The 20086-nt window shown below is 45.2% G+C and carries 18 protein-coding genes and 1 tRNA gene; 17 read left to right on the top strand and 2 right to left on the bottom strand.

The window, feature by feature from the left end; translation table 11 throughout:
* Positions 1–2: 2 nt before the first annotated feature.
* From E4N65_RS11730 to selD, 10 genes are all read left to right on the top strand, one after another.
* Positions 3–1058, top strand: a complete 1056-nt coding sequence (locus tag E4N65_RS11730; RefSeq protein ID WP_253673362.1) for a lipoprotein TP_1001-related protein — start codon at positions 3–5, stop codon at positions 1056–1058.
* A gap of 63 nt (positions 1059–1121) precedes the next feature.
* Entirely contained in the window at positions 1122–2120 is a 999-nt protein-coding gene (locus E4N65_RS11725) for a VWA domain-containing protein (protein ID WP_044014417.1), read from the top strand.
* The gene (locus tag E4N65_RS11720) at positions 2120–3082 is read left to right on the top strand and encodes a vWA domain-containing protein (protein ID WP_044014418.1); all 963 of its coding nucleotides are present in this window, start codon (positions 2120–2122) and stop codon (positions 3080–3082) included. Before E4N65_RS11725 ends, E4N65_RS11720 begins: the two co-directional genes overlap by 1 nt.
* The gene (locus tag E4N65_RS11715; RefSeq protein WP_253673361.1) at positions 3066–3758 is read left to right on the top strand and encodes a tetratricopeptide repeat protein; all 693 of its coding nucleotides are present in this window, start codon (positions 3066–3068) and stop codon (positions 3756–3758) included. The genes E4N65_RS11720 and E4N65_RS11715 overlap by 17 nt, the downstream gene beginning before the upstream one ends.
* Entirely contained in the window at positions 3710–5365 is a 1656-nt protein-coding gene (locus tag E4N65_RS11710; RefSeq protein WP_253673359.1) for an SH3 domain-containing protein, read from the top strand. The genes E4N65_RS11715 and E4N65_RS11710 overlap by 49 nt, the downstream gene beginning before the upstream one ends.
* Positions 5366–5506: 141 nt before the next feature.
* On the top strand, positions 5507–5737 hold the full coding sequence (locus tag E4N65_RS11705) for a hypothetical protein (RefSeq protein WP_044014423.1): 231 nt from the start codon (positions 5507–5509) through the stop codon (positions 5735–5737).
* A 295-nt stretch (positions 5738–6032) separates the two neighbouring features.
* A complete protein-coding gene (yedE, locus tag E4N65_RS11700) occupies positions 6033–7082 on the top strand; it encodes a YedE family putative selenium transporter (protein ID WP_253673358.1) in 1050 nt (349 codons plus the stop codon).
* Between the two features lie 82 nt (positions 7083–7164).
* Positions 7165–7374: a sulfurtransferase TusA family protein gene (locus E4N65_RS11695; RefSeq protein ID WP_044014427.1), complete on the top strand. Its 210-nt coding sequence runs from the start codon at positions 7165–7167 to the stop codon at positions 7372–7374.
* Positions 7375–7424: 50 nt separating this feature from the next.
* A complete protein-coding gene (locus E4N65_RS11690) occupies positions 7425–7640 on the top strand; it encodes a putative Se/S carrier-like protein (protein ID WP_253673356.1) in 216 nt (71 codons plus the stop codon).
* 9 nt (positions 7641–7649) lie between these two features.
* Entirely contained in the window at positions 7650–8717 is a 1068-nt protein-coding gene (gene selD / locus E4N65_RS11685; RefSeq protein WP_081984406.1) for a selenide, water dikinase SelD, read from the top strand.
* Between the two features lie 63 nt (positions 8718–8780).
* On the opposite strand, the gene E4N65_RS11680 is transcribed toward selD, so the two are convergent.
* Positions 8781–10535, bottom strand: coding sequence for a hypothetical protein (locus E4N65_RS11680; RefSeq protein ID WP_044014430.1), 1755 nt, complete (start codon positions 10533–10535; stop codon positions 8781–8783).
* A 98-nt stretch (positions 10536–10633) separates the two neighbouring features.
* Complete coding sequence (locus E4N65_RS11675; protein ID WP_044014432.1) at positions 10634–12274, bottom strand: hypothetical protein; 1641 nt, start codon at positions 12272–12274, stop codon at positions 10634–10636.
* A 258-nt stretch (positions 12275–12532) separates the two neighbouring features.
* Here E4N65_RS11675 and E4N65_RS11670 point away from each other — a divergent pair, with 258 nt between their 5' ends.
* The 7 genes from E4N65_RS11670 (at position 12533) to E4N65_RS11640 (ending at position 20080) form a co-directional block, all read left to right on the top strand.
* The gene (locus E4N65_RS11670; RefSeq protein ID WP_044014434.1) at positions 12533–13714 is read left to right on the top strand and encodes a glycosyltransferase; all 1182 of its coding nucleotides are present in this window, start codon (positions 12533–12535) and stop codon (positions 13712–13714) included.
* A 243-nt stretch (positions 13715–13957) separates the two neighbouring features.
* Positions 13958–15613 (top strand): ABC-F family ATP-binding cassette domain-containing protein, encoded by a 1656-nt coding sequence (locus E4N65_RS11665; protein ID WP_044014436.1) that lies wholly within the window; start codon positions 13958–13960, stop codon positions 15611–15613.
* A 111-nt stretch (positions 15614–15724) separates the two neighbouring features.
* Entirely contained in the window at positions 15725–16279 is a 555-nt protein-coding gene (locus E4N65_RS11660) for a DUF4143 domain-containing protein (RefSeq protein WP_235619789.1), read from the top strand.
* 41 nt (positions 16280–16320) lie between these two features.
* A tRNA-Lys gene (locus tag E4N65_RS11655) sits at positions 16321–16393 on the top strand.
* Positions 16394–16472: 79 nt separating this feature from the next.
* Positions 16473–16877, top strand: a complete 405-nt coding sequence (locus tag E4N65_RS11650; RefSeq protein WP_253673354.1) for an acyl-CoA thioesterase — start codon at positions 16473–16475, stop codon at positions 16875–16877.
* 235 nt (positions 16878–17112) lie between these two features.
* A complete protein-coding gene (locus tag E4N65_RS11645; RefSeq protein ID WP_253673352.1) occupies positions 17113–19275 on the top strand; it encodes a methyl-accepting chemotaxis protein in 2163 nt (720 codons plus the stop codon).
* A gap of 64 nt (positions 19276–19339) precedes the next feature.
* On the top strand, positions 19340–20080 hold the full coding sequence (locus E4N65_RS11640; RefSeq protein WP_253673350.1) for a rhodanese-like domain-containing protein: 741 nt from the start codon (positions 19340–19342) through the stop codon (positions 20078–20080).
* The last annotated feature ends 6 nt before the right edge of the window (positions 20081–20086 follow it).

The raw sequence follows: 20086 nt of genomic DNA, 5'->3' as shown, positions 1-20086 counted from the left end.
TAATGAAAAAGCTCTTGTTTCTTATACCGGGTGTCTGCGCGTTGTGCGGAGCAGGGTGTGCAGGTTTTTCCAAACAGCCGATTTTTACCGAGATTATCGGCGAAGAAGCCGAACCCGTCAAAATAGTCAAAACCGCACGGATGGAAAACAATGCCGTGCAGATGTTCTTTTCCGGTACGGCGGAATTTCTTTCGGCGGAAATTTTTATCCCCGAAACGGGAGAAACACAAACATGCAGCGCTGAACGTACGGACATCCCAGACGACTTTGCCGATTCCGAAGGACAATCCTGCAAGGCAGATGCTTATACCGCCTTTACACTTACCCCAACAACTCCGATCGGAATCGGCGCTCCTTTTGTACTGCGCGGTTCCGTATCGGATACGAAGCACAGCGTTCTCGATTTCGCGCTGCCGTTCGAAGGTGCTAACACACGTCCTGCAAAACTGCGGATAACCGAAATTCGTCCGCTGTACAGCAGCAAACCGAAAAGTGAATTTATCGAGTTCATTGTGATGGAAAGAGGCAATCTTTCCGGCATCACCATAACGAATGTCGGGGATAAGCAAAATCCGCACTATCAGTTCCCCGTCGCAGAAGTTTCCGCTGGCGAGACCATCGTATACCACTGGCGTTCCGTCGAAGAAGGTATCCGCGATGAAACAACCGCTAAAATTATTTCAGGCGGAACACAATCATGTCCCGCTGCGCGTGATTTTTGGGGGCCGTATACGAGCATTCCCAAACGGAACGCCAATGTCATTCTGATAAAAGCCGGAGTGAATGGCGATATTCAAGATGCCATTCTTTACTGTACCGAAAAAGAATTTGCCAAGCGAGGCGCAGCTCCTGCATGGAACGATGAGGCGCTGGTACAAGCAGCGGAAGCAGCCGTTGCAAGCGGCGTATGGCGAGACGGTGCCGTTTTAAAGTCAGCGGTTATCGCGCCGATAACCGCCTCAAAGTCGTTAGTACGCGATGCAAAGGCCGGCGTCAATAAAGCCGGCAGCTGGACACTGCGGGATTCGAAGCAAGTTACGATGGGGAAACCGTATTAATTGGTTACCCTTGCATAAACGCATACAGACCCGTAAAATTAAAGCCGTGATAAGGGTACCCGTGTGCTGAATTTTCAACGACCGCTTTCTTTTTTCCTCTTGCTGTTACTGCCGACTTTTGTACTGCTCCGGCGGACGGGGAGATTGCAAGCAGTATCAATAGTGCTGCCGCTTGGAAATTGGAACGGGTTTGTTCCCGAAAAAAATCTGCGGGTGTATCTTGTGCACCGTATCTCCCAGTACACCCTTGCGGCAGCCTTTGTATTCGCCGTCGCTACGCTTGCGGAACCGGTACGGCAAACTTCCGAAGCGATGTATGCCGGTTCGGGACAGGCGCTGATGTTTGTCATCGACACCAGCCCCTCGATGGCGGCACAGGACATGGGAACACTGACACGGCTTGAGGCGGCGAAGCGGATTATCAAGTCTTTTGCGGAAAAATATGAAGGCGACTCGTTGGGTCTTACCGCGCTGGGAAGTTCCGCCGCCGTACTCATTCCGCCGACAATCGATCGGCACACGTTTCTGACTCGGTTGGATCAACTGCAAGTCGGTGAATTCGGTGACGGAACGGCAATCGGTATGGGGCTTGCCTCTGCCGTGCTGCATCTGACGCAGTATTCCGCGATTCCCTCACATATCATTCTCTTTACCGACGGAGATAATAACACCGGCGAGGTGCATCCCCGCGCAGCCGCGGATATCATCAAGCATAAAAAAATCGGGTTTTACATTATCGGGTTGGGGAAGTCGGGATATGCGCCGGTTAAGTATATTGATCCCATTCAAAAAAAAGAAATTTCCGGTACGCTCAACACTGTGTTCAATGAAGCGGAGTTACAAAAAATTGCCGGTTACGGTAACGGCCGCTATTTTTCGGCACAGTCACCCGAATTATTAACGGATATTTTTAATCGATTTATTCAAAAAATACCGGCGACGCCTCCTTCAATGACGATGCGTAAATACGCGTACCTTGACGGGCTGTTTTTATTGATTGCAATGAGCTGCGCGGCAGGAGCATGGCTGCTCCGCAGAATCGGAATGCAGGCGGTGTCATAATGATTGAATTTGAAAAACCGTTTTTCCTGTTGTGTATCATTGCTATTCTGCCTGCGTGCGCCGTTACGTTGTACCGCATAAAAAAATTAAAAGAAAGCTACGCTGCGACGGGAGAGATTCACGCCATTATACGGACACTGCGAATCCGAACGGCGCTTTGGAGCATCGGCTGGCTGTTCCTCAGTATTGCTGCAGCCGTACCGCTCTGGGGTACAAAACAAACCACCGTAGTCAAACACGGGAATGCGGTTATCTTTGCCGTCGATATTTCGCGCAGTATGACCGTTGCCGATATCACACCGAACCGGCTCGAATTTGCAAAGCGTTATGTTTCCTTTTTGATAGAACGTTTACCGGAAACTGCCTGCGGACTCGTTACGATAAAGGGACTGGGTACGCTTGCCGTGCCGCTGAGTTTTAATCATCAGAGTGTACTGACTGCAGCGGAAACGCTGTCGCCGTTCAATGCAACCTCGGCAGGCAGCAATCTTGAACACGGACTGCGTGTCGCATTGGAGGCTTTCCCCGAAAATCGATTAACCGGAAAAACGGTTGTGCTGTGTACCGACGGCGGTGAAACAATCGGTTCGGTGCCGCGTATTCTTCCGCGGTATCGGCAAGAAAATGTTCAACTGATTATCATCGGCTTTGGAACGGAAACAGGCGGTACGCTTTCCATCCTGAATGAAAAACACGAATCGGTCGTGCAAAAAAGTGAGTTGGAGGAATCTATTCTTAAACGCTATGCGGAGCAAGCCTTGAACGGAAGTTTTTATATTTCCGCTGCCGACCTCGGTTCGGCACAGAAGGTGCTGCAATCACTGACGGAAGGCGATGCCGAAAGCGAGAAAATACGATATGTGCAAAAACCGGTACGGCGGACATTTGAGTGTACGGCGATGGCGCTCCTCCTTTTTTGTATCGGTCTTTGTGCAGGAGGTATCCGTGCTAAAAAAATGTAGACGTCCGGCTGCCGTCATATCACCCATATCATCACGTTCAACATTATTATCATCGTTATTTAGATCATCATTTTTGTCGGTGAGTTTTATTTTTTTATTGATGACGATGTTTGTCCTATCGGGATGCAGCGCAGAACAGCAAACCAAACTTGCACACGTAAAAGGGACACTCGCATGGATGCGGAGCGATTGGAATGATGCCGTGTTGTATTTTTATGAGGCTGAAAGTTTAGCGGCGGAATTATCCGATGAGACCATAAAACCGTACACGGACTTTGCGCTTGCATCCGCATATCTGATGCAGGGAGAGGATGAGGCTGCGTCTGGAAAATTACAAAATGGTTTCGAAACGGCGCCTGAGATTTTACGGGCACATCGATTTTATCAACAAGGCATTATTGCGTTTCACTCAAAGGATTATGCAGAAGCGGCGGCATTGTTCCGAAAATCATTGGAGCTGTCCGGCCGCGATACGGCAGCTAAGATTAATTACGAGTTGAGCAAAAAGTTGAGCGACACACAGCGGGAGATGCAGCATCAAGCTCCGCAACAGACGTCCGAAGATCCCGAAGCCGATCTGACGGATTCGATTATTTTAGATATTATTCGCAAAAGAGAGCAAACCGAATGGAAAAAAACACAGCACGAATCGGAACCGGCGATAAACGATTATTAGGATTCTTTGTATGCAGGCTAGTCGCGAAGACGGCAACACTCTTTTTTTTCTTTTGTGCAACCGCAAGCCTCTATGGGCAGCAAAACGATTATGCCGAGCATTTTATTGAGCTCAAAACAGACGGTACCGAATTATCAATTGATCGTGAATTTGAAATTGAAGTAATCATCAAACGAGAGGCTCCGTATTTGCAGAAGAATAATGGCGATACGCCGCGATTTATCCTTGAGCAGAGCGCAGATACGGCAGAGCTGATACAGAGCAGTGCGATTCCCGAACGAGACGGCCTACACCTGCGCTATCGGTATCGGTTTAACAAAACAGGCAGGTTCCGATTCGAACCGGAGCTACAATGGAAACGGCAAACGGTCGAGCTGACACCGCTGGATATAACCGTACACCGGCCGCGGCTGTCGGAACATACGCCGTTTGTGTGGATGCTGTATTCTGTAAGCGGTCTGCCGGTTGCGGACGGCGCAGCCCTTGAACAAGGTACGGAATACATCCTGTGTTTAACCGCAGCCTTTTATTCGGCAGGACATACCGAGCGCTACCGGCACGCTTTGCAAACCGCCTCTGCTCAAATCGAAGCCGCCCGCCTCGAAGCGTCCGGCTCCCAAGAGAACCGCAACAGCACTGCTATTCGGGATATGCACAGTGAGCTGCCGTTACCAGTTGAAATAGTCCGTATCGAATGCGCTCCATCCGAAAGCGCCGCGCTGAAACCGCTTACACTCACAGAACTGCCGTTTGATGCGGCTGTTTTAATAAACTCGGCGGCTTTGTCAAATACGGCAGATTTGCCGGATGCCAGTGTTTCCAGTGCAGTCCTGTCGACTGCATCCGTTCCATGCGAAGATTCCGATGACGAGCATTATGTTCTTGCCGCCTTTAATTTGATACCCTTGCGGATAGGTGTGCAAAGCCTTCCTCAAGCGCAGATATTTTTTACAGCGGGTGGAAAAGCATTTAGCGCTCCTGCTGCGTACCGCATCGACCGGCAGGCAATTACCGAGGCTGCCGATAAAAGCGGTGCGGACGGCTTCACCGCCGCTGCGTTTCAGGCGCTCCCGCCTGAAACGCAGTACAGCGGCAACACTATGACCGAGCAAGAAAAAAGCGCCGCGGCAAAGCAAATAGCCGACTACCGCAAACAGGAAGCCGCGGCGCTTTTTTCTCCCGCAATCCGCCGTGAACGCAGAAAACTGGAAGCTGCGTTGGAGATTGCCCATCCGCTGCCGCTGTATCCGCGCCTGCTCGGCATTCTAACGGCGGTAATCTCCGGCTTATTACTGATCGGTGCGGCAGTGTGCGGTTTCCGCAATAAAAAGCGGTTTATGCTGCTTTGTATCATCATCGCATTGTGTAGCGGAAGCCTCACCGCCGTACTGTTCCGGCTCATACTTCGGCCGCAAGGCGTGTGCATTGAGGATGCCGGCGAAATAGCGGTGCGGCGTATACCGGAAAATACCGGCAGTATCGTGCACCGGCTTTCGGCAGGCCAAAGTGTCATTATCATACGAAAAGCGCCGCAATGGTACTACATTAAAACCGTCGGCGGAGTTACCGGCTGGATACCGCTGCAGTCGGTCATACAGTACAATTAAGTCAGGATAAACAAGTTGTCTTGAGCCATAGAGAGGTTTTAATCCCCTGTTACAGTACGACCTTCACCCTGCATCAGGGTTGTTGATTTCTCTCATAAAAAATGATAAAAAGAAGGAGTATTGCTTTTTACAGGAGTTTTTATGAAATGTAGATTTTGTGAGCAAGATATAAAACCGGTCGGCCATAATTTAGCATCCGCAACCGGCGATATGGTTTGTACCAGGAACCCGACAAAAAAGCATGTTGCCGTATATGACGGTATTCACTGTATCCACTGTGGACGTCAAGTAAGCATTCTTGGTGATAGAATTGTTACCTCAGCCGGAATAAGCTGTCCGGCATCCCCATCAGGGCGGCATGTTGTAAAATAGCGAGGAGCTATCTAAAATAAAATAGAGACAAGCCGTAGAATGGAAAGAGTTAATTTTAAACTCGCTGGGATGTCGAAAAAGCAACCAACTTTTGAAACATCCTCATGCTGCGGCTACAAGTTTAACTTATACCTAAACTCGTTTCTGCCGGGAAACGCAGTCCCCCTGTCAGAGCAGTAAATACCCACATATATTTTTAAAAGAAATATTGACAGCCCTATAAACTCCTTGTATCATACTATATATAATTTTTTTTATAGTTTTATTAAAAAAAATAAAAAACTGGAGGAGTGAAATGAAAAAACATTTCATGGTAGCATTGACAGGCGCATTTATCGGTATTGCGGCTGTCGTATTGGTCAAATTCGGAAACCCGGGGAATATGGGCTTCTGTATTGCCTGTTTCTTGCGCGATATTGCGGGCACCTTAAAATTGCACAATGCAGCCGTCGTACAGTATATGCGACCCGAAGTCATCGGCCTGATAGTTGGTGCGTTTGTAATCGCGCTCGTAAAAAAAGAATTTAAGCCGCGCGGCGGTTCAGCGCCTTTTACCCGCTTTGTATTAGGGTTTTTCGTAATGATCGGCGCATTGATGTTCTTGGGATGCCCGCTTCGTATGTTTTTACGTTTGGGCGCAGGCGACTTGAATGCGGTATTTGGTCTTGTAGGGTTCATCATCGGTATCGCTATCGGAGTGGTATTCCTCAATAAGAATTTCTCCTTGAGCCGCGCGTATCCCCAATCCGGACAGGAAGGTATGCTTGCCCCCATCGTGATGATCGTATTCTTTATTTTATTGGTTGCATTCCCCGCCGTTCTCGCCTTTAGCGAAAAAGGCCCCGGTTCAATGCATGCGCCGATTGCGCTCGCACTCGGTATCGGTCTTGTCAGCGGTGCATTAGCACAACGCAGCCGGCTCTGTACCGCAGGCGGTATCCGCGATGCAATTATGCTCAAAGACTTCCACCTTTTAACGGGAAGCATTGCTATTTTAGTTGCCGTGCTTATCGGAACGCTCGTAACCGGACAGTTTAAGCTCGGACTTGCGGGGCAGGCAGTTGCCCACACCGACGGGTTGTGGAATGCGCTTGGTATGGTGCTGGTCGGATGGGCAAGTGTTCTGCTCGGCGGCTGCCCCTTACGCCAGCTCATCTTAACCGGTGAGGGTAACACCGACTCGGCTGTAACTGTAACCGGTTTGATTGCAGGCGCGGCTTTCGCTCATAACTTCGGTCTTGCCTCTTCCGGTAAAGGCCCGACAAGTGCGGGGATGATTGCCGTTGTTATCGGATTAGTCGTAACAGCCTGTGTCAGCGTATATTACGCAGCAAAAAATAAATAATGTTTTCGCGGCATCCCTAATCATCGACCTCTTAGGGATGCCTCTTTTTTTAACATAGAAAATATTTCAGAAGGAGACAAAAATGGCAGATTATATGGTAGATGCACGGGGGCTTTCCTGCCCCGAACCGGTAGTACGGACAAAAAAAGCATTCGATGCACATCAGAATTTTACGGTGCTTGTCGATAATGAAACCTCAAAAGAAAATGTTATCCGCTTTTGCGATAAGATGAAGGCAAAGACCTCCATTTCAGCAGACGGCAGCGACTGGAAAATCACCGTTTCAAAATGATCTGCGGTTACGTAATAACGTTTCACACTCATTACGAAGCGCTCGTCTGTATGCGCAGTCTCGAAAAGAGCGAGGCTGTGCAAAACGGCGTGATTACCGTTAAGCTTATTCCCGTGCCGCGCGAACTCAGCTCCGCCTGCGGTACGGCGGTTAAAGTTATGATAAAAGACGGCGCGGTGTTCGGCGCAGAGAACTTTGCAAACATTGAACGCGATGAAGTGTTCAGTTTTGACTCCGCCGGCACATATACCGCAGTGGACAATTAAGAGGCAACCATGAGCTGTGCAATCCCGGATAAAAATTTCAGTTTAATTAAATCTTCGTCCTATTCGGGATGAGGGGCAAAATTAAGTGCGGGTGCACTGGATGGATTATTAAAAAGCTTTCCTATTTGCTCCGATCCCCGGCTTTTGGTCGGTTTCGATACATCGGATGATGCGGCTGTTTATAAAATCAATGACGAAACGGCATTAATTTTTACGGCTGACTTCTTTCCGGCCATTACGGATGATCCGTATATGTTCGGGCAGATTGCAGCCGCTAATGCACTCAGCGATATTTACGCAATGGGCGGCGTTCCGAAACTGGCGCTCAATCTTTTTTGTATTTCGGAAAAAATGCCAGAACCCATTATCAAGGAAATACTGCGAGGCGGCGCCGACAAAGCGTTTGAGGCGGGAGCAATTATCTGCGGCGGGCACACCATTTACGACAGCATCCCGAAATACGGTTTAGCGGTAACGGGTTTTGTGCATCCCAATAAAATACTGCGGAATTCAGCCTGCAAAACAGGTGATGTACTGATTTTAACCAAGCCCATCGGCTCCGGTATTTTAACAACGGCAGCGAAGGCTGATATGCTCGGCGCTGATGAGCTTAAAAGCGTGTATGACGTTATGGCCTTCTTAAATGCCGCCGCCTGCACTGTGATGACCAAATATGAGGTTCATGCCTGTACGGATATCACCGGCTTCGGACTGTTGGGGCACTTGTATGAAATGGGAAAGGGAAGCGGCCTCAGTATTGAGCTTACTTGTAAATCGCTGTCGATTTTTGACGCTGCCGTTGAATATGCCGAAATGGGCTTTGTTCCCGCCGGAGCGTATTCAAACAGGAGCTTTGTCGGCGATAATGCTGTGTTGGACGGAGTGCCGCGCGCCTATCAGGATATACTGTTTGACCCGCAGACGTCAGGAGGTCTTGTTATTGCGGTAGCGCAAAAAGACGCGCAGCAGTTATACACAGAACTTTGCACCGTCCTTGAAAATACCGTCTGCGGAAAACCGGCAATTATCGGCACGGTTGTAGAACGCACCGATAAGGTTGTCCGAGTAAACTATTAACTTAAACCGCACAAGATAGTGCGATTTAAGTTAAGTTCAAAAGCCCGACGATAAAAACTTTTCCTAATACGCAAACTCTGCGCTTAACCGAATATAGTGGTTGAACTGCTTACCGATAGCTTTGGCACGCCAGTCTGCAAGCTGTCTGTCAGCTTCTTGCCGAATCGCGGCTTCCCCAATTTGTGCTATGGATTTATCATTCCACCCCGTTGTCGTATGATTTGGCGAATAAATATTTCTTCGTACACCCGGATTGATGTTTGCTTCAAACACATAACCGAATTTGAACAGCATATACCCGCCCGACTTTACAATCGGTAAATGGCAGCTGATATCCAATGCAAGCTGGTTAACATATTGGATGGTCTGTTGTCGCATAAAGGGCGTGGAATATAAGAAGGCATGATTTTTCCAGTCAGTACCGCCATTTTGAGCCCTGCCTGTAATCGTAGGATGATTAAATACCGATCCATCCGTTGTATACTGTCTTGCAAGGTAGTCTTTTATCATACTGATATCCGTAATACTTTCAGTTGTATTAGCATGGCGGATAAAGGTATTGGAAAGGTTAATATCAAGCCCATGGAGCGGACGAAATTTAAGTTTAAGATGAATTCTATCAGAGTTCGGGTCGAGGTTTGTTCCAAGCGGAGAACCGTGATGCGTATAATTTTGATAATTTGGTTTATTATAATCATCATCGTCAACATGTGTATACATATACGGCATCACAAACGTGTAATTTAAATCGACAAAAGAGAACCAATGAGTATTCGGCATGGTATATGAAATTCCAAATTCTCCTGCTAAACGCCATTTTGCATCTTTAAACTTTAGTATTTCATTTAAGCCGATATCATCAACATAAAACGCTGAATCAATACGTAAACCTCTTATAGGTTTGACAGTTGCGCTAAGCCCTATTAAAGAATTATCAGGGAAGCTATAGACACTTTGTCCAAGAAAAAAAGCTGAGAAAGGAATTAAATACATCGGCTCAAATCGCCCGCCATAACTCATTGTATCAATAATAGAAAAAGAGAGCCAGGTCAACGGCCGAATATCAATAGAATGAGATGCTAAAAACTTCTGCGGTCCAATAGAGCCTTTATGATCATTGGTTGCAGCAAGTAACAAAAGAACTTGATTATATGCCCACTTTTTCTTGTTAATCGTTAAAATAAAATGCCCTGCATGGAATGCATCACGGGAAATAAAAATACCGCTGTCATGGAAGGGACCATAAGAAGTCCGCCCTAAGCCGGCAGTAAAATAATATTCTGCAGTACCGAATGTTGCCGAAGTATTAAATGCAGGAAGTAGTTTGAGTTTACCGATATTTCCTGCATCATCGGCAATATCTTTTTGCGAATAGGAATATGCAGGTAACAAACTTTCATTATCCAGCGTATTCATAAGATTAACACTCAGATACGCGGACATAGTTAAAAACTTCATTAGCGAATAGTTAAGCGTACCGAAAGGCGTTATAAAAAATTGTTTTTGGTTATCGGGTGAAGCAAAGTTAAACTCAGCTTTTCCACCAAAGTGAAAAGGCCGCTGAAAAAAACGTGCTTGATATTCAGCAGCTTTTCTACGCTGACCGGCATCTCCTTTTTCCATAACTATTTGCAGTAAGCGCTCAATTTCTTGCAGCGGATATGGTCTGATACTTGGTGCATCATTGATTAAACCACTTCCTTCCCATATCGATAAATCTTCATAGAACGGATCGAACAAATTAACTGGAGCTTGCGCCTGAATACATACCGTATGGAACGCGACGAGTAATAATACAATGCATAAAAGTTTTTTCATACACACCTCATCTTTTTCATAATTATTTCTATAACAAGTGCGAAAGGTATCAAAAATCGGCGATATGCTCAAGCAGGAGCCTACCATATAAGCACATATTACCGGATTGTATATTTAACCGAAGAATAAATATCCACCGCGTGTCCGTTTTTTCTACCGGATACAATTGTCCAGTTCAGCCCTGCATTCAGTTCAAGCTGTTTAATCACCCGGTATGTGCCTTCCAACGAAATCGTATGAAAATATGCAGGGTTCCCATACGGGGTCTTTGCCTGTGCTATTGCTTCATAGTGATCGGCATCAGGGTAATAGATCCCAGGCTTTCCTGGTTTTTCTTTACTGGGATCAAAAAAATTATCTTCGTTTTCTCCCTTCGCCAAAAAACGGTACCCAAGCTTTGCACGGTATTTTTGGGGTTCCGTTAACGTAATCTGTAAAAAAGCCCCGATTGTATCAGGACCATACGGATTAGCAACCCATTGCCGGATGTACGAATCCGTCATTTCCTTGCCTGCAACAGTATCCTTCCGGCGGTGGTAGAGGCTGATATGCTTATTTTCCATTATATACATCCACGGGTTTGCGTATAAAAACTCACCTGTTACGGAAAGGTGTCCAAAACTGAACGGATGGATATACTCAATACCGGCTAAACCGCCGAGGCTGTTAGGAATATTCCGGGCTTTAGGATAGTTTTTCAGCTCAAACGAGGTCTGAAATTGATTTTGACCGTATTGACCATATAACCGCAAACCTCGTATCGGAACTATATCAACACCGACACCGAATTGGCAACCGAGGCTTGATTTGCCGGCTTCTTCAGAAGCATTTCCATTAAAAGTCTTCTCTCGCCAGCCGAAAAAATTATGAAAAATCATCATCGGGTTTAAGTATTTAGGATCAAACGGAGCATTAAGCACGATTCCTTCGTAAAAGCGGAGTGTAATCCAATTAATTGGGCGAAACGAAGCTTCGTGAGAAAATACAAATCGAGTAGGCTCTAATTCCAATACATTCAGTGCTAATCGCACCTTCTTATAGAAAAATGAGGCGGTTATGTAATCCATTCGGTCTACGGTATCTGCAAGCAGCATACTACCTGCTAGCGACCTGCCAATATTTAAAGCCCCACGTCCGATGGTAAGATTAAAGATGCGTCCTCCAAGAGACAGTCCGGCTTGCGTAGGAACGGCAGCCTCAAAGGCATTGCCTTCCAACGGCAGATTGGTATATGGATAGGATAATACCGCCGCCCAGTAATTTTTCTTTAAGCTGAGATTAGCAAAAAAATCAATGTATGGGGTAAACATCATATGCATTGGGACAGAAACAACAGCAGGCGTTCTATTATACCGTAAAAAACTATCCAGCCGCACTTCATTTTCACGGTTGTGTACATATTGCCCTTGCAGCGCAAAAATACCGTTCACATCAAATGCAAAATATTTACGAGTAAATAAAAACGAATGCCCGGAGAAATAATCGTGCATCATACGGTACAGCGGTTCACTCGCCTGAGGTATAGCAGCATTCTCAAAAGTAGAAAAGTATTCAGTAAGTTCTCCTTTAGAAAGCGGCTGACGATCTGCAAGTGTTGTCTGTCGCGATTCGACCGAAAGGATGTGCATTGCATCATAAATCCAATGATCATTTTCTACAAATAGCGCATAAGACGTGTCTGCAAAACAAAATAGAGCAGGCATTAACGATAATAATAGAACAATGATAGAGCGTTTCATTTTTTGACCCTGAGAAATAATTGGTAAATAATAATAGATAAAACAAAGAAAGATGTCCACAGAGTATATCAACAGCTCAGAAAATATTGGATGTATACTACAAGCTCTCACAAAACAATAGGTTTTCCTTAGATTTATTTGCGATGTCTGCCTGAGGTTTCGATATTAATTTTGACATACTTTTGATTTTGCTTGCTTTTACCGCCTAACTGTGCTAGAGTGCCGGAATACAAGCTAACTTATAAAGGGCATATCTATATGCGAATTGCTATTATCGCCGAATACTACCTGCCCGCGATCAATGGTGTTGTATACCACATGGAAGCCTTGAGGACGGGCCTTATAGAAGCAGGACACGAAGTATTAATTGTAAAACCGGATTTTAACACAAAGCATCATCATATTACCGACGGTATTTTATATAGTCCCGCAGTAAAATTACCTAATCTGTATGATTACTGTGTCTCGTATCCATACAGTAAAAGTGAATTAAAACTCTTACAGGAATGGAAGCCGGATATTCTTCATATCCACACGGAGTTTAGTCAGGGTATGTTTGCTCTTTATGCAGCACGCAGGCTCAATATACCGATTGTATACACCTGCCATACCATGTATTACGACTATATGCATTATTTAGGGATATTTAAGAATCTTAAAGCGGCAAAAAATTTTATTAATTGGAGCATTTTAAAATATACCAATGCCGCTAAAGCGGTTATTTGCGCATCAACAAAGATGGAAGATTTTTTAAAGCAATGCAAAGTAACGACCCCTATTTATAAAATCCCAAATGCGTGTATTACATCCGACTTTTCCGAAGAAACACTCAATCAAGAAGTTATTAACAATCTTAAAATCCAGTACGCCATTAAACCTGAGGATTTTATTGCCTGTTTTTGTGGGAGACTTGCCTCCGAAAAAAATCTTTCACTCACACTAGAATATTGGAAACAGTTTGTAGACAGGATGCCGAATGCCAAATTATTTATAATCGGGAACGGTCCTGCCAGAGCAGAACTTGAACAGCAAGCACAGGATTACGGTCTTACCCATTCGGTTATCTTTACCGGTGCGATTCCGCATGAAACCGTTAAATATTATTATCACTTATGTGATGCATATATTATGACCTCGCTTTCGGAAAACCATTCAGTTTCGGCGTTGGAAGCGATGGCCTGCGGTCTTCCCGTTGTCCATTTGTATGACAAAGACAATGAAGATCAATATATTGAAGGATTAACAGGGTTTGCTTTTAAAGATTCAGCGGCATTCGTTAAAATCCTGCATGATATCTATGATAAAAAACAACATGCCGAGGGCGGCGAAACACTCAAAGAAGAAATAAACTCGGCTATGGCCCAAGACAATTATCAAACGATGGCACAAAAAATTGCAGAGGTTTACCAACGGGTATTGGCAGAAACCCATAATCCGTAACAGCCCTTCTGTGCGAAATTTTATCTAAAATTTCGCACATTTTTCCCACAAATGGATAAACGCATCAGGTAGACTAGATAAAAACCGCGGAAAAACTGAGACTGTGAGACCATTTGAACCGCGAAGAGGTTCAACTCTGGTCGAATAGTCTCAGTTTTTCCGTGGGGGTGTTAAAAAACGACCTGATGCGTTTATTCATCCATCCCGTTCACTCTTTTTTTCTTTTAGGCTATACTATCCTTTATGATTACAGTAAGCGATGTTAGTTTAAAATTTTCGGAAAAACCTCTTTTTAAAGATGTCAATTTAAAATTTACCCCCGGGAACTGCTACGGCATTATCGGAGCAAACGGGGCAGGCAAGTCAACATTCCTCAAGCTGCTTTCCGGCGAGTTGGAGCACGACAGTGGAGAAATCAGCATTACACCGGGTGAGCGGATGGCGGTACTGCGGCAGGATCACTTTGCTTTTGATGAATATTCCGTCAAAGACACCGTATACATGGGACACCCGCAGCTCTACAAAATTATGAAAGAGCGGGAAACCATTTACGAAAAAGAAGATTTCAGCGAAGAGGACGGTATCCGCGCCTCGGAGCTCGAAGGTGAGTTTGCCGATATGGGTGGCTGGGAGGCAGAAAATCAGGTAGAACAGATGCTCTCCGGGCTCGGCTTGGAAGAGGCAAACCACGAGCGCATGATGAGCGAGCTTGACGAAAGTCAGAAAGTGCGTGTGCTGCTGGCACAGGCGCTGTTCGGCAATCCCGATATTCTCTTGTTGGACGAACCGACGAACGGTCTCGACCTTGAATCCATCAGCTGGCTTGAGGAGTTTTTAATTGAATTCCCGAATACCGTGATCGTGGTATCGCACGACCGGCACTTTCTAAACACCGTGTGTACGCATATTTGCGATATCGACTTCGGAAAAATCCGTATGTACAGCGGTAACTACGACTTCTGGTATCAGATGAGTCAGATTATGCAGCGGCAGGCACGCGATCAGCAGAAAAAACGCGAAGAAAAGATGAAAGATCTGCGCGAATTTATCCTGCGCTTTGCTTCTAACGCGGCAAAAAGCCGGCAGGCAACCAGCCGCAAAAAAGTGTACGACAAACTTGCCCTGGAAGAACTGGAGGTTACCACTCGGAAATTCCCGTATGTCCACTTTAAACCGGATAGAGAAATCGGGAATAACGTTGTCCGCGTAGAAAAGCTCAACTATATTTCTAAGGAAGAAGGTTCGGGCAACGGCATTACGCTGCTCAAAGATTTCAGCTTGACCGTGAACCGGACGGACAAAATCGCCTTTGTCGGACAGGAGCATAACTCAAAATCGGCTTTCTTCGATATTATCGCCGGTGTTAAAACCGCCGATTCTGGGGATGTGTATTGGGGACAGACCGTTACGAATGCCTACCTCAGCAAGGATAATTCCAGCTACTTTGAAACAGATTTGAACATTACCGATTGGCTGCGGCAATTTTCCACCGAACAGGACGAAGCCTACGTGCGCGGCTTTTTGGGACGGATGCTTTTTACCGGCGATGAGTCGCTCAAACCCGTTAAGGTGCTTTCCGGAGGAGAAAAGGTACGCTGTATGCTCAGTAAGCTGATGCTTTCCGGCGCCAATGTGCTGATTATGGATGAGCCGACCAATCACCTCGACTTGGAAGCGATCACCAGTTTGAACGAGGCGCTCATCGCCTTCCCCGGCGTCGTTCTGTTCAACTCGCATGACCACGAATTCATTTCGTCCATTGCAAACCGCATTGTGGAAATTACCCCCGGCGGTGTAATCGACCGGATGATGCCCTTTGACGACTATATCCGCGATGAGCACGTCCACGAACTCCGCAATGAATATTACGGCGGCACAGCAAAAAAGATATTGATTTGAGCAATTTGTCTATGGAAAAATGTGATAAATCACCATAAAATATCTGGAAAAATGTGATTTTTACCTCGAATAATGCTGGAAAAATGTGATAAAACGTGATAGTATACGGTCATGGATTACAAACTCCGCCGTAAAGATACCGGAATTGTAAATGTGTGTTACAATCTTGCGCAGCCGGAACTGCCTTTAAGAGGCAATTATAATCCGACGGAATATAAAATCTATTATCACGATACGGGAATTTTGATTGCAGCCCTGGATGAAGAGGCGCAGGCAGATTTACGGCAGAACAAAAATTTCAACACATACAAAGGCGCAATCTTTGAGAACATTGTCGGCGATATGCTGGTAAAACAGGGATATGAACTCTTTTATTACAAGAATGAAAAATCTACCGTTGAAATGGATTTTTTTATCCGCGATGCCGAATCTCTTGTTCCTGTAGAAGTAAAGGCAACTGACAGCGCTACGGCTTCGCTTAAAAATCTGATAGAAAAAGAAAAATATCCGGATATTCATTACGGAATAAAACTCTGTGCAAAGAACATTGGATTTAATGGTAAATTTTATACATTCCCGTATTTCTGCACATTTTTATTAAAACGATATATGCTGGAAAAAATCGGTTCAAAACAAAAATATTTACAGGAGCGATACTTGACATAGCACTCAATATCCTATATACTCGCCCTGTTATTTCAAGATATGGGCTATTAGCTCAGTAGGTAGAGCAACGCCCTTTTAAGGCGTGGGTCGATGGTTCGAATCCATCATAGCTCAAAAGACTGCAAGGGGGCTTGCAGTCTTTTTTTTTACGCTATTACTTCCGCTATGATAAATCACGAGGAGGACAAAAATTATGATAGCCCCAATAGAAGTAGAAGTTCGCAGCTACGAACTGGACGCATATAATCATGTAAACAATGCCATATATTTAAACTACTTGGAGTACGCCCGTATGGAATACCTACGCCGTATCGGTTTTGATTATGTCGGACTCATCGATGAAGGCTATATGCTTTATGTAACACATATCGACATTCATTACAAATATTCTGCGCGGCTCTACGATAAACTCCGTATTGACGTTACGCCCATCAAACTCGGCAAACTTTCGGGAACTTTCCGGCAGGTAATCACAAATCCGGAGGGCTTTGTCTGTGCTGAAGCGGAAGTTTCGTGGGGCTGTGTAGATAAAACCGGTAAACCGGCAAAACTACCGGACAAGTATTTTGTTGACGGCCTTGTCCCAGAGAAAAACTAGTTCATAATTTTTTATTTTATAGCAAATCTCTCGAGCCTCTGTTTTTAGAACTTTTCTTTAGATTTAATTTGCTTTACCACCATTACTCATTGCTTGCTGGACACATATCGGCAAAAGGGCTATACTTTTCATGTGTACGCAATATACACGCGGATCCGCTTATTTTTTACCTTCTAAAAGGCGGACAAGATAGGCGGATGTAATCTTTTGTCATAATAAGGAGAGTTTTGACAAAATGAACGAAAAAAGTACCATCCACACCCACCCAAGACAAGCAAAGAAGGCGCAGCCCGCCGCCCAAAAGACACGAAATCGTTTTTCTTTAAAAAAGAAACTTATTCTTATTTTCGGTCTCTTGATCGCACTTGCTTCATCTATTGAAGGATTTCTTGCCGTACATACAGCGCGTAGAGCGGTTCTCGAAAAAATAGAGACGCATCTTATCGATAAGGCAAATGATACTGCAGAAATTATTAACGGACGGATTACTGCATTTTTACAGTTTATTGAAGGTATTGCCCGTATGCCTCTTTTGAGGGATGCCGATGTCTCTGTAAAAGAAAAAGCAGACTTTTTGACTCGAGAGGTTGCTTTTAACACACGCCTCAAGGAAATGAATTTCAGCGATATAAATGGAAAATGTACCCTTCCTGACGGTTCGCTGGTAACCGTTGACGACCGTGAGTGGTTCCGTGCAGCTTTAAGCGGAAAGAAGTATTTTTCTGCTCCGTATATATCACGCGCGACTGGTGAATTGATCGCTGTCCTCTCTGTTCCTATTTATGATGAAAACAGAGCCGTTGCAGGTGTTCTCTCCGCAGATATTTCAGGTTTGTTGCTTTCCGGTGATATTGCAGACATCGTGATCGGTCAAACCGGCAATTGCTATATCTTAGATGATAAAGGCGTTATTATAGCTGACAAAGATTCTTCTCTGGTAGAAAATCAAGCTAATATTATTGAACAAGCTAAGACTAATGCCTCACTGGCGTCTACTGCAGCGTTTTTACAGCAAGTACTAACTACGACGACAAGCAGTGTTGACTATTATACCTATGAAGGGGAGAGCTATATTGCCTCATTTGCTAAAATCGCGTCGGTAAATTGGTCCGTAGTTGTACGTGCACCTGTCAAGGAGTTTTTAGGAACGGTCTATGCACTCCAGTTTTCTATGCTCATTATCGGTGTGATTATTTTGCTTTCAGCGATTGTTGTGGTGTATCTGGTTACCCGTACAATCGTAAAACCTATTCACACTGCTGTTTCCGCTTTACAGGATATTGCCCAAGGCGAAGGCGACTTAACCGTCCGTTTGCCGCTGATAGGAAATGACGAAATCACGGATATGGCAGCGTATTTTAATGAAACCATTACAAAAATAGGCACATCAATCCGGACAGTCGGAATTAACAGTCAAAAAATGGAAGAAATCGGCGATGAACTTGCATCAAATATGACCGAAACGGCAAGTGCCGTCAACCAAATTAGTGCAAACATCGACAGTGTTAAACAGCAAGCTTTAACTCAGGCTGCCAGCGTTACCGAAACGGCATCAACCATTGAAGAAATTGTCCGAACTATTAAGCAGCTGAACGCCAGTATTGACACGCAGGCTGCAAGTGTCGCACAATCTTCATCTTCTGTAGAAGAGATGGTTGCAAATATCGCCTCTATCGGACAAACACTCGGAAAAACCGATGACGTAGTTAAAAGTCTTACAACAGCGACCGGCGACGGCAAAGCAACACTTGTTACCTCTAACACTGTAACACAGAAGATTGCAGAAGAATCCGGTTCTCTAATGGAAGCCAGCAGTGTTATTCAGCATATTGCTTCGCAAACCAATTTACTTGCAATGAATGCCGCAATAGAAGCAGCTCATGCAGGAGAGGCAGGTAAAGGCTTTGCCGTTGTTGCAGACGAAATCCGCAAACTCGCAGAAGAATCTTCGATGCAAGGGAAAACCATCACCACTACATTGAAAGCGCTCAGCGGTGAAATCGAAACACTCTCCACTTCATCCAAAACAGTAGAAGAAAAATTTAACGCAATTTTCAGCCTTGCCGAGCAGGTAAAAGAAATGAGTGCCAACCTAACCGAAGCGATGCGGGAGCAGGAAAACGGCAGCAGAGAGGTACTCACCGCTATTAAGAGTATTAATACGGTAACAATAGAAGTGCAAGCCGGTTCGGAAGAAATGCTGAAAGGCGGGGAAGGAGTGGCAGAAGAGATGCGTAAGCTCGACAACCTGACCCGTATCATCACCCAAAGCATGAACGAAATGGCATCCGGTGCAGTACAGATTAACAATGCAGTGCAGGAAGTAAGCGAGATTACGCAGAAAAATAAGCATAGCATTGAGAATCTTGCAAAAGAAGTCTCAAAGTTTAAAGTGTAATATGTAAAACATAAGGTACCGCTACCGGATTGTTTTACTACATCCTGACATAGAGGAGTTTGAAATGCATACTCGGAAAATTGAGCTTAAAAAGATAAATGCCCTTATATATGCACTGGTCTGTATTATGCTGTTGGGAAATGCCTGTACAGCGCAAGAAAGCAAAAGCAATTCGAAGGGCACGACAGCTATCACGGACATGAAAGGCGCCGAGCTGGACACCATTATGAACGACAAGACGGAAAAAGAGCAGTATCTTGTTATCGATGTGCGTGAAAAATACGAGTATGAGGCAGGGCATGTCCGCTATGCAATCAACATCAGCCTTAACGATATCGGTAACAGACTGAGTGATATTGCCGACCTCAAGGATAAAAATATTATCGTTATTTGCAGAAGCGGAAGACGGAGCCGGGCAGCTGCAGAAATCCTACAAAAGAACGGATTTAAAAAACTGTTCAATGCGGATGGAGTCGATAGCTACTCTTATAAATCGCTCACCAAAGTCGCAAATGTACGGGGAAAGCAGATGCAGGAGTTGGTAAATACCGGAAGCTATTCGGTGGTCGATGCCCGGGAACCTGCGGACTATGCCGTTTCGCATTTAAAGGGCGCGATATCGGGCAATGCGAATACCGTCGCTGAATTACTCCCCAAACTGCCTAAAGACAAACCGGTACTGACCTACTGTTATTCCGGCAACCGCTCTTTTGCCCTTGCGGAAAAATTAGCGGCTGCAGGATACACGGTGATAAACAGTTTAGACGGAACAAAAGAATACTCAGCCTTTGAATTGATAAAATAACGCAAA

The organism is Treponema sp. OMZ 855, assembly GCF_024181145.1.
In the GTDB taxonomy this organism is placed as follows: domain Bacteria; phylum Spirochaetota; class Spirochaetia; order Treponematales; family Treponemataceae; genus Treponema.
This window is presented reverse-complemented; position numbering and strand designations above follow the sequence as displayed.

What these genes read in the sequence shown, in the direction of transcription:
- E4N65_RS11730 (WP_253673362.1), top strand. Translation starts at nt 3, where the DNA reads ATGAAAAAGCTCTTGTTTCTTATACCGGGTGTCTGCGCGTTGTGCGGA.
- E4N65_RS11720 (WP_044014418.1), top strand. Translation starts at nt 2,120, where the DNA reads ATGATTGAATTTGAAAAACCGTTTTTCCTGTTGTGTATCATTGCTATT.
- E4N65_RS11710 (WP_253673359.1), top strand. Translation starts at nt 3,710, where the DNA reads ATGGAAAAAAACACAGCACGAATCGGAACCGGCGATAAACGATTATTA.
- E4N65_RS11705 (WP_044014423.1), top strand. Translation starts at nt 5,507, where the DNA reads ATGAAATGTAGATTTTGTGAGCAAGATATAAAACCGGTCGGCCATAAT.
- yedE (WP_253673358.1), top strand. Translation starts at nt 6,033, where the DNA reads ATGAAAAAACATTTCATGGTAGCATTGACAGGCGCATTTATCGGTATT.
- E4N65_RS11695 (WP_044014427.1), top strand. Translation starts at nt 7,165, where the DNA reads ATGGCAGATTATATGGTAGATGCACGGGGGCTTTCCTGCCCCGAACCG.
- E4N65_RS11690 (WP_253673356.1), top strand. Translation starts at nt 7,425, where the DNA reads ATGCGCAGTCTCGAAAAGAGCGAGGCTGTGCAAAACGGCGTGATTACC.
- E4N65_RS11680 (WP_044014430.1), bottom strand. Translation starts at nt 10,535, where the DNA reads ATGAAAAAACTTTTATGCATTGTATTATTACTCGTCGCGTTCCATACG.
- E4N65_RS11675 (WP_044014432.1), bottom strand. Translation starts at nt 12,274, where the DNA reads ATGAAACGCTCTATCATTGTTCTATTATTATCGTTAATGCCTGCTCTA.
- E4N65_RS11670 (WP_044014434.1), top strand. Translation starts at nt 12,533, where the DNA reads ATGCGAATTGCTATTATCGCCGAATACTACCTGCCCGCGATCAATGGT.
- E4N65_RS11665 (WP_044014436.1), top strand. Translation starts at nt 13,958, where the DNA reads ATGATTACAGTAAGCGATGTTAGTTTAAAATTTTCGGAAAAACCTCTT.
- E4N65_RS11660 (WP_235619789.1), top strand. Translation starts at nt 15,725, where the DNA reads ATGGATTACAAACTCCGCCGTAAAGATACCGGAATTGTAAATGTGTGT.
- E4N65_RS11650 (WP_253673354.1), top strand. Translation starts at nt 16,473, where the DNA reads ATGATAGCCCCAATAGAAGTAGAAGTTCGCAGCTACGAACTGGACGCA.
- E4N65_RS11645 (WP_253673352.1), top strand. Translation starts at nt 17,113, where the DNA reads ATGAACGAAAAAAGTACCATCCACACCCACCCAAGACAAGCAAAGAAG.
- E4N65_RS11640 (WP_253673350.1), top strand. Translation starts at nt 19,340, where the DNA reads ATGCATACTCGGAAAATTGAGCTTAAAAAGATAAATGCCCTTATATAT.